Consider the following 16,053-nt stretch of genomic DNA (forward strand, 5'->3'; position numbering starts at 1 on the left):
ATGGAGGTCATTCATTTAAAATACCCACACCAGCTACAGCAACGAGAAAGCATGCAACCGTATTCATTGGCACTTGGCTTTTTTGATGGTGTACATAGAGGGCATCAGGCAGTTATTCAGACAGCGAAGGAAGAAGGAGACAAGCGTCAAATTCCAACGGCTGTTATGACATTCGATCCACATCCTTCTTTAGTGCTAGGCGGTCGTAACGAAAAAGTATTTTATATAACGTTATTACAGCAAAAATTGCAGCTATTTGAAGAACAGGGCGTGGATACAGCATTTGTTGTACATTTCACTTCAGATTTTGCAAAGCTTTCACCTGATGCATTTATTGATACATTTATTCGTGGGTTGAACATTCAACATGTTACAGCTGGCTTTGACTATTCTTTTGGTGCATTCGGTAAAGGTAAAATGGAAGATATGCGTGCATTGAGTAATGGAGAATACGGCGTAACGGTTGTTGAAAAGAAAACCGACGATATTGAAAAAATTAGCTCTACACGTATCCGAAAGCTTTTACAAGAGGGGGATATGGAAGCAGCGAGATTGCTTCTAGGAAGACCCTTTGAAATTACAGGTATCGTTGTACATGGTGATAAGCGAGGACGCACAATCGGTTTCCCAACTGCTAATGTCCAAGCGTTAGAGGGAACTTATATCCCAGCAAGCGGAGTATATGCGGTTCGATTACTTGTGCAAAATAACTGGTATGATGGTGTCTGTAATGTAGGCTATAAACCAACATTTAAAGATCCAAATGACAAGCAATTATCCATCGAAGTCCATATATTAAACTTCGAAAAAAATATTTACGGTGAAGAAGTTCATGTCGCTTGGTATAAACGTATAAGAAGTGAACGAAAATTCGATGGGATTGAAGCTTTGAAAGCCCAAATCGAAAAGGATAAACAAGAAGCAATTGACTATTTTGGGGTCATTTCCGAAAGTTAAGAATGGCATTTGGAAACGTATACTCTGTATAGTAAGTTGATTTTCGTTCCGACTGGGAGCACCCAGGAAAACGCCCAGACGGAACGGATATCAACCCCATGTTATAGAGATGAGCCTAAATCTGCTTTAGCATTTGAATAGGCTTACGTTAACACTTGCTTGACCTTTTGATTTATGGTAACATTCATAAGTGCATAATATGCTTAACCTTAGCTCGGTATATCGATGACTCCAACGTTTACTGTGCTAATGGGGATTAACAATTATTTAGGAGGTCCATACAAATGGCTATTTCAAAACAACGTAAAAACGAACTTATTGCTGAGTACCGTACTCACGAAAGTGACACTGGTTCTCCAGAAGTACAAGTTGCAGTATTAACAGAGGAAATTAACTCTCTAAATACTCACTTACGTACACACAAAAAAGATTTCCACTCTGAGCGTGGTCTTCTTAAAATGGTAGGTCGTCGTCGTCACCTATTAAAATATCTTCGTGAAACTGACGTACAACGTTACCGTGAACTAATCACTCGTTTAGGCTTACGTCGCTAATTGTCGAAAAGCGGGATTAATCCCGCTTTTTCTTTATGTTTATAAACATTAAGAAGGCAGTTAACTTTACTATTGCGAAAAAAAGCATATATATGACACGAATTTCAAGCAAAAAACTTTGTTTCAATCAAATACAGAAATAAATCCTAAATAAATTGGCAATAACTGAATTTAAATGTATGATTATTTGATGAAATATTTAGCATAGAACAAGCATTTTTGGTACACTTACTATTAGTACATACAGACGAAGTAAGTGTTTTTATAATAGAGAGGGGTTCATTGAATGAACGAAAAGAAAGTCTATTCCTATGAATGGGCTGGCCGTCCGCTAGTAATCGAAGTTGGACAGTTAGCTAAACAAGCAAATGGGGCCGTTTTAGTACGCTATGGTGATACATCTGTACTTTCAACAGCAACAATGTCAAAATCACCGAAACCACTTGATTTCTTCCCATTAACAGTAAACTACGAAGAACGTTTATACGCAGCAGGTAAAATTCCTGGTGGCTTTATTAAACGTGAAGGACGTCCATCTGAAAAAGCAATTTTAGCAAGTCGTTTAATCGACCGTCCGATTCGTCCGATGTTCCCAGACGGTTTCCGTAATGAAGTACAAGTAATTTCAATGGTCATGTCTAACGATACGGATTGCACGTCTGAAATGGCTGCAATGCTTGGTTCTTCATTAGCGTTAGCTATTTCAGATATTCCATTTGACGGACCGATTGCGGGTGTACAAGTTGGCTATATCGACGGTAAATTTATCGTGAACCCAACAGTGGAACAATCTAATCAATCAACAATCCAATTATCTGTAGCAGGTAACAAGGATGCTATCAACATGGTAGAAGCAGGTGCACTAGAAGTACCAGAAGAAACAATGCTAGAAGCCATTATGTTCGGACATGAAGAAATCAAAAAAATTATTGCTTTCCAAGAGCAAATCGTTGCAGAAGTAGGAAAAGAAAAATTACCAGTAACGTTATTTGAAATTGATGAAGCGATTCAAGCTGATATAAAAGCAGCTTGTGAGACTGACATGCATGACGCGATTCAAACTGCTGAAAAACATGCACGTGATGAAGCTATTAAAGCGGTAAAAGATCGTGTTATTGCTTCTTATGAAGAGCAAGAAGCTGATGATGAAACAATGAAGCAAGTTTATACAATTTTAGATAAAATGGTTAAAGACGAAGTACGTCGTCAAATTACAGAAGATAAAGTACGTCCAGATGGTCGTAAGTTAGACGAAATCCGTCCACTTTCTTCTGAAACAGGCTTATTACAACGTACGCACGGTTCAGCATTATTTACGCGTGGACAAACACAAGCCCTTTCTATTTGTACATTAGGTGCACTTGGAGATGTGCAAATTATCGACGGTTTAGGTGTAGAAGAATCAAAACGCTTTATGCATCACTATAACTTCCCACAATTCTCTGTAGGGGAAACGGGCCCAATTCGTGGACCAGGTCGTCGTGAAATCGGTCATGGTGCATTAGGCGAACGTGCTCTTGATGCGGTTATTCCAGATGAAACTGTATTCCCATATACAATCCGTTGTGTATCGGAAGTACTTGAATCAAACGGTTCTACATCTCAAGCTTCTATCTGTGCTTCAACGTTAGCAATGATGGATGCTGGTGTTCCATTAAAGGCACCTGTAGCTGGTATTGCAATGGGTCTTATTAAAAAAGGAGAACACTACTCTATTTTAACTGATATTCAAGGTATGGAAGACCACCTAGGGGATATGGACTTTAAAGTTGCAGGTACAGCTAAAGGTGTAACAGCACTTCAAATGGACATTAAAATTGATGGTTTATCACGCAATATTTTAGAAGAAGCATTAACACAAGCTAAAATAGGCCGTATGCACATTTTAGAATCAATGCTTGCTACTCTTGCAGAACCACGTGAAAAATTATCTACGTTTGCTCCGAAAATTGTAATCGTGAAAATTAATCCTGATAAAATTCGCGATGTTATCGGACCTGGTGGTAAACAAATTAACAAAATTATTGAAGAAACTGGCGTAAAAATTGATACAGAGCAAGATGGTACAATTTACATCTCTTCTGCAGATGAAGAAATGAACGCTCGTGCAAAACAAATTATCGAAGACATCGTACGTGAAGCAAAAGTTGGCGAGTATTACTTATCAACAGTGAAACGTATTGAAAAATTCGGTGCGTTCTGTGAAATATTCCCTGGTAAAGACGGCTTACTTCACATCTCTGAAATTCAAGAGGAACGTACAAAACAAGTTGAAGATGTATTAAAACTAGGCGATCAATTACTTGTAAAAGTTATTGAAATTGACAAGCAAGGTCGTGTGAATTTATCTCGTAAAGTAGTTATCCAAGAGGAAAAAGAACGCGCTGAGCAAGATAAATAATAAATTGTAGAAAAGGCTGCGTATTATGCGCAGCCTTTTTTAAATCAACTATAAGGAAACTGGTTCTATTCGAGATATCCATATAAATTTTGGTATGCTTCACATTGCCTTTAATGTTGAACCAGAGATGAATTGGGGGAGATTTTTTGGTACAAGTACATACATGTCAGAATGGTGTGCGTATTGTGTCTGAGCCAATCGATCATGTAAGATCCGTTGCGCTAGGCATTTTTGTTAATGCAGGATCTCGTTATGAGCTACCTGAGGAAAATGGTATTACACATTTTATCGAGCATATGCTTTTTAAAGGGACAAAAACTCGAACAGCTCGCCAAATTGCCGAAGAATTTGACCGAATTGGTGGCGAGTTAAATGCCTTTACATCTAAGGAAAACACTTGTTATTATGCAAAGGTTTTAGACCATCATGCTGAGCTTGCCGTTACAATATTAGCGGATATGTTCTTTAATTCTACGTTTGCAGAGGAAGAGTTAGAGAAGGAAAGGCAAGTTGTATTAGAGGAAATACTAATGAGTGAAGACGCACCTGATGATGATGTTCATGAAAAGCTATGGGAAGTCATGTATCCAAACGATTCACTCGGTCGTCCAATACTAGGAACTGCTGCTACTTTAAAAACATTTACAGCAGATATGATCCGTCACTATATGGCTAAACATTATGGTCCAGAATCAGTTGTTATTTCAATAGCAGGAAATATTTCTGCAAAGCTCATACAAACAATTGAAGAGTTATTTGGCTACTATCAGCCATCTCCACTTGTAGTTGAGCCTGTGTTAACGAATCCTCATTTTTATCCAGGAGAGATTTCAAAAACTCGCGATACGGAGCAAGCACATTTAGCCATTTCGTATCCAGCAATTGGTGTAAAGGATCCGGATATGTATAGCTTTATTGCACTTAATAATATTATTGGTGGTAATATGAGCTCTCGCTTGTTCCAAGAAGTACGCGAAGAACGTGGTTTGGCATATTCGATATTTTCTTATCAATCTTGTTATGCTGATGTTGGCGCATTTACGATTTATGGTAGTACAAGTCGTCAGCAATTATCACAGCTTCAACATACAATTGATGCGACATTACTTGATATCGTAGCAGGTGGTGTGACAGAGGAAGAACTTATGAATGCGAAGGAACAGCTGAAGGGTAGTTTTGTTCTCGGTCTAGAGGGGACAGGTGCTCGTATGAATCGCAACGGTACAAGTGAGTTAGTGCATCGTAAACATCGTTCGGTTGATGAAGTATTAGCGTCCATCGATGCCGTATCAATGGAATCGGTTGATCGCTTAATAGCAAAAATTTTAAAAGCTGAGCCAGCCATTTCAATTATTGGTCCAGAAGCTTAAATTTAAAAGGAGCACAAAACTATTACTATAGTTTTGTGTTCCTTTTTTCATTATCACTGACATCGTTTTTCGATAGTAGGAGGATCTCGATAGCTTTCGAGGTTCTTCTTTTTTTAGTTGAAAAAGCTCATTATCAATTAGAAGTTGATATTCTCAATAAAGTTTGATAGTATAGTTGATATTGAAAATCATTATCAATTAGTTGGAGGTAAGTATTAGTATGAAAAATTGGTTAGGTGTAGGGCTTCTAGCATTATCACTTACATTAGTTGGATGCTCACAACAAGAAAAAGAGGAAAATAAGGAGATACAAAAAGACGAGACATTACAGCAACGAGAAATATCAGAATCAACTAAAGTACAAGAGGGGAAATTTGTGGATGGTGTAAATGAGGAGGAATTTCAAAAAGCATTAGCTAGCTTTCCAGCAAAAGTTCCCGAAAAAATCGTTACTTCTTCGGTTCCTTTAACAGAAATGCTACATCTCCTTGATATAGAACCAGTAGGTGTTCCAACATCGACAAATCCGATTCCAGCAGATTTCGATGCTATTACACGAATTGGCTCACCTATGGCACCAGATCTAGAAGTTATAGCGAGTTTACAAACTGACTTAATAATTGGAGCTACTTCTCTACAAAGCTCACTAGACCAAGCACTTCAGGGAATGAATTTACCAACAGCCTATCTACCGACAGATTCATATGATGACTTAAAATTGAGCTTCAAGGTACTTGGTACATATTTTGGAAAAGAAGAAGAAATGAATAAATTACTTCAAAACATTGTCGCAAAGGAAAAGGAACTTGAAACAAAAGCACAAGGAAAGGAACTTCCATCTGTCATGCTTGTGATCGGAACATCTGATTCCTTTATGGTTATGAATGAAAAATCATATCTAGGTAGTCTAGTTGAGCGTTTAGGTGCTGATAATATTGCAAAATCAGTATTAAAAGCAGAATCAACTTATTCTGCAATGAATCTAGAAGACATTGTCGTTGCTGATCCAGATATCATTTTCGTATTAGCATCAGGTGACCATGGAGCAAATGAAGATAAGTTCAAAGAAGAGATTGAAAAAAACAGTGCATGGAAAAAACTCTCAGCTTATAAAAATGATAAAATCCATATGCTTGATTATAGTACGTTTGGTGTAACTTCCATTTCTAATGTTGAGACAGCACTTACAACAATCGCAGATTATTTTTACAAATAATAATGAGGTATTCCTATGATTAGTACAACAAGAAGTCGAATAATTATTATCATGACCTTTGTGTTAACAATGGTAGCAGCTATTGTTGCGATAGGGCTAGGGAGTGTAAAAATATCAATCCCAGATATTCTAACAACAATTGTCAATGGACGTGATAATGCTGGCGTATATACTACAATTATTTGGGATATACGTTTACCGCGTGTTTTATTAGCACTAATAGTTGGAGCTAATATTGCAATCTCAGGTGCATTATTGCAGGCCGTAATGGGAAATCCACTAGCTGATCCAGGGCTGACGGGTGTTACAAGTGGAGCAGCGGCATTTGTTTTAATCATTTTATTAGCAAATCCAGAATTCACTCACTTTATCCCAGCCGCAGCTTTTATTGGGGGCTTAATTGCCGCAACTATAATTTATGCACTGGCCTGGCGACGAACAGGCATTACACCAATCACTATTATTTTGTCAGGAGTTGCAGTAAATGCACTGTGCGGTGGTGTTATTGGATTTTTATCGACTCTTTATAGTGATCGATTACCATCAGCAGTGCAATGGATGAATGGTAGTTTAGCGGCCAAGGGAAATGCTTCACTGCAAATGATTTATTTGTACGCAATAATAGGTTGGGTCATATCTATTTTTGCGATACGCAAGGCAAATATTATACGTTTAGGAGATCAAGTAGCAGTAAATTTAGGGGAAAATGTAACTCGTATTCGTATTATGTTATCTATTTTGGCTGTATTTTTAGCGGCAATCTCGGTAGCAGCAGTAGGAATGATTGGCTTTATTGGTTTAATCGTACCGCATATGGCTCGAATGCTTGTAGGCTCAGACTATAAATATTTACTACCAATGAGTATGGCAATGGGGGCTATTGTGTTACTTATTGCTGATACTGGTGGACGAACTTTGTTTGCGCCACTCGATATTCCAGCGGGCATCCTTATGTCTGTCATTGGTGGACCTTACTTCTTATATTTAATGAGAAAGAAGGCGTTTTAATGTTAAAAATTGAACAGCTATATGTCCGCTATGAACAAAAGGAAGTTGTCCATAATTTTTCTTTTAAAGTTGGAAAAGGTGAGGTCCTATCCATTATTGGACCCAATGGCTCCGGAAAATCTACTATTTTAAAAGCTATTGCACGTATGCAGCCTTATAATGAAGGAACCATTATCTTTGATGGAGAGAATATTCGTCAACTCTCTTCCAAAGACATAGCAAGAAAAATGTGCATGTTGAGTCAAAAAAATCAGGCTCCAACTGATATATCTGTTAAAAACCTAGTGGCATACGGACGATATCCACATAAAAAATGGTTTGAGCGTTTAAATGCAGAGGATGAGGCTATTATTGATTGGGCTCTTGAGAAAACACATCTCACACATTACAGAGAAAAGCCTATTGCAGCTTTATCGGGTGGTGAATCACAGCGAGCTTGGATAGCAATGGCTTTGGCGCAGCGGCCACAAATTTTATTGTTGGATGAACCAACGACATACCTAGATATCGCACATCAGCATGAAGTTCTAGAATTAGTGAGAGAGCTTAATCACGAAATGGGGATGACGATTGTGATGGTGCTTCATGATTTAAATCAAGCATCTAGCTATAGTGATAAAATCGTAGTTGTAAAGGATGGTCAACGCGCCCAAGTTGGCACGCCTGAAGAGGTAATGACCGAACAGATGATTCAGCAAATATACCGAATGGATGCAGAAATTCAATATGTATCATGGGATAGTGCTCCGCGGATTCAATTAAAAAGTACTGTCAAGGCATAGGAGGAAGTAAGATGCAAAAAGAAATGGATATTGAGCAAGTAAAGCAAGGCTATGAAACATTTATTGAAGGAAAGAAAAGTTGTGTGTTAAGTCTTGTGGATCGAGAAGGGAAACCTTTTAGTAGCACTACCCCATTTGTGCGTTTGAATGGTAAATTTTACGTCTATATTAGTCGTATCGCAGAGCATTTCCAACTCATGGAGCAGGCTCAACTTGTAGATGTACTTTGCGTGGCAGATGAGGCAGTGACACCAAATCCATTTGCAGCAGAACGAGCACGTTGGCAATGTAAACCAAAGGAATTAGGCAGTGAAGGACATGAGGATGTATTTGCAGCATTTAATAAATTGTTTAATGCTAAAATGATGGAGCTGTTACGTACACTTGATTTCTCACTATTTGAGCTCACACCATTGGAAGGCCGCTATGTAGTAGGCTTCGGTAAGGCATTTATAATTGATATAGCGAATGATACGTTAGTCCATGTAGTAATTGATAAAAAATAGGTCGCCCCTCTACGGCAACCTATTTTTTTATTCTTTAAAAAACTTCTCTTGCTAATCATAAAAATGACGCCCCCTTTTTGCTCGTCTAGATGATGGATATAAAACTGAACAAAAATGAATCGAAGCCTTTTCATTGGATACTTTATTTTTATGAACTAGTACCTCTGGTATTTTGCTTACTTCCTCATTACTTCCTTTAAATAGTGCCAATCACTATCCCATATTTTAAAACCTTTTTCCATAGTCTTGTCGAGTTACGTCGCATTGAGCGTTTCAAGTATATGAAAATCGTCAAAAACTACACCGATGTCGTTTTTAATCGATATTTCATGTTCGACAACATCCTTGCCGAATAGCAAAATTTCGCAGTCGACTCCTCGGTCCAGTAAAACCAATGATAACCTCGGTACTGAATTAAGAGAAAACCATTCATGCCTTAATGTAAAGCATGAAGTTCAATAGTATTCATAATTTAAATAACTCCTGTACTTTCTCTTTTGTTAGCCAGCAGTTAAGACCGTTCTAACCGCTTGCTGCATATACTTTTAAAAATGACGCAATATCCTCGCGTAGAAAATCTTGATTTCTTTCTGTAACAAAGCTTCCTTTCCAGTTACCGTTTCGATAAATCCACCTCGCTTAAAACAACATAAGCCCACCACATTGTCATATCGCGAAAAGTAAGTGCACTAATAGATGGTAGTGTGTCACCTGCCATTAATTTTTTAGTTAGCACACTCCCTTAAAATGGTAAAACGCTTGTGGTTGCTCAAATGGATTTGCACAAATTCCTCACCTCACACATTTGTATATATACACTATTTACAAATGTGCTAGTAAATACACATTTCAGACTTTGGGTAAGGGTCACGAATTGCAAAAACTCGGCATATATTGGGGTAACGGTTCAAGGAGGGAGATGAGGCATGCTACTATCAGAGATGGTGGATAAAGAGTTAATTCAAGTTGAGGGTGGCGTACACTTTGGCATATTGGCACATACGGAATGTTTATTAGATGTGCAAACAGGAAAAATTCATGGTTTTGAAATTGTGAAAGATAAATTGCCATTTCAGAAAAAGAAAGTGAAAGTAAGTGAAATGATACCTTGGCACGAAATTATACTAATAGGCGAAGATCGAATTTTATTTAACAAAACAACGACAGTACAGTCAGAATTTTTACAGTGAGGTGAGCTTTTGGAAAATGAAAAATGGCTTGTTATCGGTGAGGATCTAAGGTTAAAGGAATTAGCTACCATGCTAAGAAGCCCATCGAGAACTGTATTTTATAAAAGAACATCAGTTTGGAATGAAGAGTTGAATAAGCTTGTATTAGAATTCCAACCAAATAGAATTATTCTTCCTATTCTTCCACTAAAAATTGAAGTGGAACAGCTTTATGGGATATCTCAAGTTAAGTTTTATACAGGGCGTTTAACGATGCATTGGAAGCAATTGCTTGAGAAAAATGAAACAAATTGCTATTTACAACAAGAATCATTTATTTGGCAAAATGCAAGATTAACAGCAGAGGGATTTATCGCCACGTTTTATGGACTCGAGCAAAAATGTATTTACGGACAAAACTTTACTATCGCAGGATTTGGGCGCACTGCCAAAATGCTCGCATCTTTACTCGTCAAGATGGGCGCTAATGTCCATATAGTAGCGCGTTCAGTTGTACAAGTGAGTGAAGCAAAGGCATATGGTTATAAAGCTACGGATTTAGATGACCGCCAATGGTCAATTAATGATGGGATTTTTGTCAATACGATTCCTGCTAAGTGGATTACTGAATCATTCCAAGATCATGTCCCAGCTGTACTATATGATTTGGCTTCGGAGCCTGGCTGTTTAGATATAGACGTTGAACAATTACAAACGTATGTGCTATTGCCATCATTACCTGGGAAATACTTTGCGCATGATGCTGCGACAATATTGTGCAAGGCAATAGAGGAGGAAGAAAATTGCTAACGGGGAAACGAATTGGTTTAGGTATTACGGCCTCCCACTGTACGTATGCGGACGTAGTACCTAAAATCCAAAACTTTATAGATGCAGGAGCAACAGTTGTTCCAATCATTACACACTCCGTTTTACATGCGGCTACGCGTTTTGGCACTGGCGAGGAGTGGATTGCCAAAATAGAGGAATTAACGGGAGAAAAGGTTGTTTCTTCTATTAAAGAGGCAGAACCATTTGGGCCATCCAATCCATTGGATGCGATGGTTATAGCTCCGATGACTGGAAATAGTATTAGTAAATTTGCAAATGCAGCAACAGACAGTCCTGTATTGATGGCTGCGAAGGCAACATTGCGTAACGGTTCGCCTGTTGTTCTAGGTATATCAACGAATGATGCACTTGGCTTAAATGGTATAAATATAATGAGGCTGTTAAATGCTAAAAATATTTATTTTATTCCATTTGGGCAGGACTCACCACATTCAAAACCAAATTCCTTGATTGCTGATTTTGATCAAATGGTCGAAACTGTTTATGAAGCGATTACTGAGAAAAAGCAATTACAGCCACTGTTGGTACAATATTTAAAATAATTCTCAAATTACACACAATTTTCAGTATTTTTGTGATACAATAGCACACATTATGTAACTTGGATTCAAGGAGAGATGACAGATGACAAAGCAGTTAACAGTTGCGGTAGTTGGAGCAACAGGAGCAGTAGGCACAAAAATGATGGAACAACTGATTAAACGGAATTTTCCAATCGGAGATATAAAGTTTTTAGCTTCAGCACGTTCAGCAGGAAAACCAATCGAATTTAATGGGAAGACATATACAATTGAAGAAGCGACACCTGAAGCTTTTGATGGCGTCAATGTCGCTTTATTCTCAGCTGGTGGTTCGGTATCAGCAGTGCTAGCGCCAGAAGCAGCAAAACGCGGTGCAGTAGTGATCGATAACACGAGTCATTTCCGCATGGATCCAGACGTACCATTAGTTGTTCCAGAAGTAAATAGAGGTGATCTTGCTAAGCATAAAGGGATTATTGCAAATCCAAACTGCTCTACGATTCAAATGATGGCTGCACTTGAACCTATCCGTCAAGCATTTGGCTTAACAAAAATTATTGTATCAACATATCAAGCAGTTTCAGGTGCAGGTGTTTCTGCTATTCAGGAATTAAAGGCACAAAGTGCAAATTGGGATGCAGGTAAGGATGTAGAAGCAAATATTTTACCTTCTGGTAGCGACAAACGTCATTATCCAATCGCTCGTAATGTCATTCCACAAATTGATAAATTTACAGGCAATGGCTTTACATACGAAGAAATGAAAATGATTAATGAAACGAAGAAAATTATGCATGCACCAGAGTTAAAAGTAGCCGCAACTTGCGTTCGCGTGCCAGTCGTTTCCGGACACTCTGAATCTGTTTATCTTGAAGTAGAAAAAGAAGCAACATTACAGGGAATTTTTGAAGTATTACGCAATGCGCCTGGTGTCGTATTACAAGATGATATCGCAACACAAACTTACCCAATGCCTATTTATGCAGAAGGGGAAGACGCTACTTTTGTAGGGCGTATCCGTCAAGATTTAGACAATAAAAAAGGATTCCACTTATGGATCGTTTCTGACAATCTTTTGAAAGGCGCGGCATTAAACTCTATTCAAATTGCTGAAGCAATGCTAGAGGATAACTTACTATAAGAGGGGTGTAAGGATGAATTTAGGTCGAATTGGAACGGCGATGATTACGCCGTTCAAAGAAGATGGCACGATTAATTATCCAGAACTAGAACGTATTATTAATCATTTGATTGATAATGGTACAGATTGTATTGTCGCATGTGGCACAACCTCTGAAAACCCAACTATGTCCACAGAAGAAAAAATTGAAGTTGTACGCTTTACAGTAGAGAAAGTGGCAGGTCGTGTACCGGTTATTGCGGGTACAGGAGATAACGAAACGGCTTACTCTATAGCAATGACGCACAAGGCTGAAGAAAATGGCGCAGATGGTATCATGCTTGTAGCACCATATTATAATAAGCCAAATCAACGCGGTATTTTCGCGCATTTTGAAACAATTGCAAAAGAAACAAGTTTACCTGTCATGCTTTATAACGTGCCAGGACGTACAGGCGTCAATGTTGCCTATGAAACTTCTGTTGCTTTAAGTAAAATTTCTAATATTGCCTGGATAAAAGAAGCGAGTGGCAATTTAGATCAAATGGGCGATATTATTGAGAATGTTGATTCAGATGATAATTTCTTAGTGTATAGTGGTGATGATGGTTTAACACTCCCACTACTAGCAATCGGTGGAGCAGGAATTATTTCAGTTGCTGCCCATGTTGTAGGGAATGATATGCAATTAATGATTAAAGCGTTTGAAGAAGGAAATCACGAGCTAGCAGCCAAAATTCACCGAGCATTATTACCACTTGTACGTGCGCTATTCGCACAGCCAAACCCATCGCCTGTAAAATACGCGATGACCAAATTAGGCTTTGATACACTTAATGTTCGTTTACCAATGATGGAAATGACAGAAGAAGAAAAAGCAAACTTTGACCGAATTTGGGATACGTATCAAGAAAAAGCGAGAAGCTTTAGAGAAGTAAGTACCTTTAGTTAATTTGTAATTAAAGCTAAATAGTAAATCTTCAGACCGTAGACAAACTCGAATTTTTTTAGTTTGTTTACGGTCTTTTTTCTTTGGATATTTCGTAGACAGGTGAGACACTTTCCCGAAAAAATATAGAGTATCGTCCCAATGAGGATAACTGCTCAGGGATGACTGATATTCTCTCAGGTAGGAATCCAGAATCTATCAAGGTATTTAGATCTATTTTTATAGTCAATTGTTTTTATCTTTTAATCATCGATTTTATTTAAATGGAAGAAGAAAAAACATTACTGAAAATGGCTTTAACCGCACTATATCCCAATCTCCAAAAGCTCGCTTCGATTTTTTTTTATAAAATTATACCTTTTACGATGCTACATCCTCCGCCTACTTTCCATCTATTAGAAATAAAATTAGCAATAAATTTCTGTTTCTATCATGAAAGCTGCATTTTTAATTTGTGCAAAAGCTTTGCAAACCTTATAATAAATCTTAAGTGGTTGCTGTTCGGGATATTTTTTAGGAGGAAATAAATTGACAAAAAAGAAAAATGAATTAATTCGCATCATCCCACTTGGTGGCGTTGGCGAAATTGGAAAAGCAATGTACGTAGTAGAAATCGACGAAGAGCTATTTGTAGTGGATAGCGGATTGATGTTCCCAGAAGACGAAATGTTGGGCATAGATATCGTAATTCCAGATATTACGTATTTAGAAGAAAATAAAGAGCGTGTGAAAGGGATTTTCTTAACACATGGTCATGAAGATGCAATTGGCTCAATTGCTTATGTATTACAAAAAGTGAAAGCGCCAGTGTACGGATCAAAATTAACAATTGCACTTGCAAAGGAACATTTAAAGGAATTGCCTGCACCACATCAGGTGAAATTCTTTGAGGTTACGAACCGTAGTCGTATGAATTTTAACTCAACGTATGTGACATTCTTCCATACAACACATAGTATTCCCGATTCGTTAGGGGTAGTGTTCCATACATCTGAAGGAGCAATTGTTCATACAGGTGAGTTTAAATTCGATCAATCCGCGACAGGTAAGTTTAAGCCTGATTTAGCAAAAATGGCTCAGCTAGGAGAAGAAGGCGTATTTATGCTGCTATCTGAGTCGAGTGAAGCTGAGCGACCAGGTTATACGACATCTGAGATTGTGATTGAAGAGCAATTATCAAAAACATTCCATTCAGCACCAGGTCGTATTTTAGTTGCTGTTTATGCATCGAATTTTATTCGTATACAGCAAGTATTAACACAAGCTCAAAAGTCGTTCCGTAAAGTAGTTATTGTAGGGAAACCTTTAGAAAAAGCTGTGGATTTAGGTGCAAATCTAGGTTACTTAACAGTAGAAGAAGATACAATCATCCCTATCTCAGAAATGCAAAAGTATCAAGATGATGAGATTATTATTATCGCTACTGGTAATAAAGGGGAGCCACTTGATGCATTAGAGAAAATTGTCCGCAAACATCACCGAGACATTAAAATTAAAAAGAACGATACAGTATTAATTACATTTACACCGTCTCCTAGTATGGAAGTACAGATGGCTAATACAATGAACTCGATCGCAAAAGCAGGTGCTGAAATTCTCACATCTAGCAAAAATGTACATGTATCGGGTCACGGTAGCCAAGAAGATTTAAAGTTAATGCTAAACTTAATGCAACCAAAGTATTTTATCCCTGTGCAAGGTGAGTATCGCATGCTTATTGCTCACTCTAAGCTTGCTCAACAGCTAGGTATGCAAAAATCACAAATTTTTATCGCTGATAAAGGGGATATTGTAGAATATAAAAATGGTAAAATGCGAATGAGTGGCCGTGTACAAGCTGGTAATGTTTTAATAGACGGTATCGGTGTAGGTGATGTAGGGAACATAGTACTTCGCGATCGTAAGTTATTATCGCAGGATGGTATTTTCATTGTTGTCGTTACATTAAACCGTGCTCAAAAGAAAATTGCATCGGGTCCAGAAATTTTATCGCGTGGTTTCGTATATGTACGCGAATCAGAAGAATTAATGGTGGAAGCTTCTGATATTGCTAAAAATGTTATTGAAAAATACGTTGGTAAAGATACATTTGAATGGACAAACATTAAACAAGAAATTCGAGATACACTGAATACGTATTTATTCCAAAAAACGAAGCGCCGCCCAATGATTATCCCAATCATTATGGAATATTAAAAATGAAAGATCATCGTTGATTGAAAAAGGATTTTCTAACCGAATGTAAACGGTGGAAAATCCTTTTTTTCCTCAATCCAGAAAGTTTGAGATGATATTTGTTATAATATATGCCATTTATAATAAGTTGATCTTCGTTACGATAGGGCAACTCCTTGGGGATTAGCGGTTCATCGGGCGCCCTCAGGAATCTCTTCTCTGCGCGAAAGCGAAGCGGCAGCAACAAATGTTTTAACTATGCGAAAGCGAAGCGGCAGCAACAAATGTTTTAACTGTGCGAAAGCGAAGCGGCAGCAACAAATGTTTTAACTGTGCGAAAGCGAAGCGGCAGCAACAAATGTTTTAACTGTGCGAAAGCGAAGCGGCAGCAACAAAGCGCCCAGCCGGAACGGAAATCACCCCCACGTTATGGTGAAGATTCTTTTTTTTGAAATAATCAAGTTCTACATGTT

14 protein-coding genes are annotated in these 16,053 nt (G+C 38.0%); all 14 read left to right on the forward strand.

The genetic code is table 11. The features are described from left to right. The 14 genes from ribF to ACVYAD_RS01780 all read left to right on the forward strand — a co-directional run bounded on the left by ribF (position 1) and on the right by ACVYAD_RS01780 (position 15,601). Positions 1-957 carry a riboflavin biosynthesis protein RibF gene (gene ribF, locus ACVYAD_RS01715; protein ID WP_349660888.1) on the forward strand — a complete coding sequence of 319 codons (957 nt, stop codon included), beginning with the start codon at positions 1-3 and terminating at the stop codon, positions 955-957. 284 nt (positions 958-1,241) lie between these two features. Beyond that, positions 1,242-1,511, forward strand: a complete 270-nt coding sequence (gene rpsO / locus ACVYAD_RS01720; RefSeq protein ID WP_349660889.1) for a 30S ribosomal protein S15 — start codon at positions 1,242-1,244, stop codon at positions 1,509-1,511. A gap of 286 nt (positions 1,512-1,797) precedes the next feature. After that, a complete protein-coding gene (gene pnp / locus ACVYAD_RS01725) occupies positions 1,798-3,912 on the forward strand; it encodes a polyribonucleotide nucleotidyltransferase (RefSeq protein WP_476424180.1) in 2,115 nt (704 codons plus the stop codon). Between the two features lie 146 nt (positions 3,913-4,058). Beyond that, positions 4,059-5,282, forward strand: a complete 1,224-nt coding sequence (locus ACVYAD_RS01730) for a M16 family metallopeptidase (RefSeq protein WP_476424182.1) — start codon at positions 4,059-4,061, stop codon at positions 5,280-5,282. 220 nt (positions 5,283-5,502) lie between these two features. Continuing rightward, complete coding sequence (locus tag ACVYAD_RS01735) at positions 5,503-6,498, forward strand: ABC transporter substrate-binding protein (RefSeq protein WP_476424184.1); 996 nt, start codon at positions 5,503-5,505, stop codon at positions 6,496-6,498. Between the two features lie 15 nt (positions 6,499-6,513). Continuing rightward, positions 6,514-7,506, forward strand: coding sequence for a FecCD family ABC transporter permease (locus ACVYAD_RS01740; RefSeq protein ID WP_476424186.1), 993 nt, complete (start codon positions 6,514-6,516; stop codon positions 7,504-7,506). Continuing rightward, positions 7,506-8,288: an ABC transporter ATP-binding protein gene (locus tag ACVYAD_RS01745; RefSeq protein WP_476424187.1), complete on the forward strand. Its 783-nt coding sequence runs from the start codon at positions 7,506-7,508 to the stop codon at positions 8,286-8,288. Before ACVYAD_RS01740 ends, ACVYAD_RS01745 begins: the two co-directional genes overlap by 1 nt. 11 nt (positions 8,289-8,299) lie before the next feature. Then, complete coding sequence (locus ACVYAD_RS01750) at positions 8,300-8,794, forward strand: HugZ family pyridoxamine 5'-phosphate oxidase (RefSeq protein WP_476424189.1); 495 nt, start codon at positions 8,300-8,302, stop codon at positions 8,792-8,794. A gap of 926 nt (positions 8,795-9,720) precedes the next feature. Then, positions 9,721-9,984, forward strand: coding sequence for a YlmC/YmxH family sporulation protein (locus ACVYAD_RS01755; RefSeq protein WP_053594254.1), 264 nt, complete (start codon positions 9,721-9,723; stop codon positions 9,982-9,984). Positions 9,985-9,993: 9 nt separating this feature from the next. Beyond that, positions 9,994-10,773, forward strand: a complete 780-nt coding sequence (locus tag ACVYAD_RS01760; RefSeq protein ID WP_349660896.1) for a dipicolinate synthase — start codon at positions 9,994-9,996, stop codon at positions 10,771-10,773. Further along, complete coding sequence (locus ACVYAD_RS01765) at positions 10,767-11,357, forward strand: dipicolinate synthase subunit B (RefSeq protein WP_349660897.1); 591 nt, start codon at positions 10,767-10,769, stop codon at positions 11,355-11,357. Before ACVYAD_RS01760 ends, ACVYAD_RS01765 begins: the two co-directional genes overlap by 7 nt. Positions 11,358-11,439: 82 nt before the next feature. Then, entirely contained in the window at positions 11,440-12,477 is a 1,038-nt protein-coding gene (locus tag ACVYAD_RS01770) for an aspartate-semialdehyde dehydrogenase (protein ID WP_476424191.1), read from the forward strand. Positions 12,478-12,490: 13 nt separating this feature from the next. Beyond that, positions 12,491-13,408 carry a 4-hydroxy-tetrahydrodipicolinate synthase gene (gene dapA / locus ACVYAD_RS01775; protein WP_349660899.1) on the forward strand — a complete coding sequence of 306 codons (918 nt, stop codon included), beginning with the start codon at positions 12,491-12,493 and terminating at the stop codon, positions 13,406-13,408. Between the two features lie 525 nt (positions 13,409-13,933). After that, positions 13,934-15,601 (forward strand): ribonuclease J, encoded by a 1,668-nt coding sequence (locus ACVYAD_RS01780; protein WP_349660900.1) that lies wholly within the window; start codon positions 13,934-13,936, stop codon positions 15,599-15,601. The last annotated feature ends 452 nt before the right edge of the window (positions 15,602-16,053 follow it).

The sequence above is a fragment of the Lysinibacillus sp. G1-3 genome (genome assembly GCF_056322905.1).

What these genes read in the sequence shown, in the direction of transcription:
- ribF (WP_349660888.1), top strand. Translation starts at nt 1, where the DNA reads ATGGAGGTCATTCATTTAAAATACCCACACCAGCTACAGCAACGAGAA.
- rpsO (WP_349660889.1), top strand. Translation starts at nt 1,242, where the DNA reads ATGGCTATTTCAAAACAACGTAAAAACGAACTTATTGCTGAGTACCGT.
- pnp (WP_476424180.1), top strand. Translation starts at nt 1,798, where the DNA reads ATGAACGAAAAGAAAGTCTATTCCTATGAATGGGCTGGCCGTCCGCTA.
- ACVYAD_RS01735 (WP_476424184.1), top strand. Translation starts at nt 5,503, where the DNA reads ATGAAAAATTGGTTAGGTGTAGGGCTTCTAGCATTATCACTTACATTA.
- ACVYAD_RS01740 (WP_476424186.1), top strand. Translation starts at nt 6,514, where the DNA reads ATGATTAGTACAACAAGAAGTCGAATAATTATTATCATGACCTTTGTG.
- ACVYAD_RS01745 (WP_476424187.1), top strand. Translation starts at nt 7,506, where the DNA reads ATGTTAAAAATTGAACAGCTATATGTCCGCTATGAACAAAAGGAAGTT.
- ACVYAD_RS01750 (WP_476424189.1), top strand. Translation starts at nt 8,300, where the DNA reads ATGCAAAAAGAAATGGATATTGAGCAAGTAAAGCAAGGCTATGAAACA.
- ACVYAD_RS01755 (WP_053594254.1), top strand. Translation starts at nt 9,721, where the DNA reads ATGCTACTATCAGAGATGGTGGATAAAGAGTTAATTCAAGTTGAGGGT.
- ACVYAD_RS01770 (WP_476424191.1), top strand. Translation starts at nt 11,440, where the DNA reads ATGACAAAGCAGTTAACAGTTGCGGTAGTTGGAGCAACAGGAGCAGTA.
- dapA (WP_349660899.1), top strand. Translation starts at nt 12,491, where the DNA reads ATGAATTTAGGTCGAATTGGAACGGCGATGATTACGCCGTTCAAAGAA.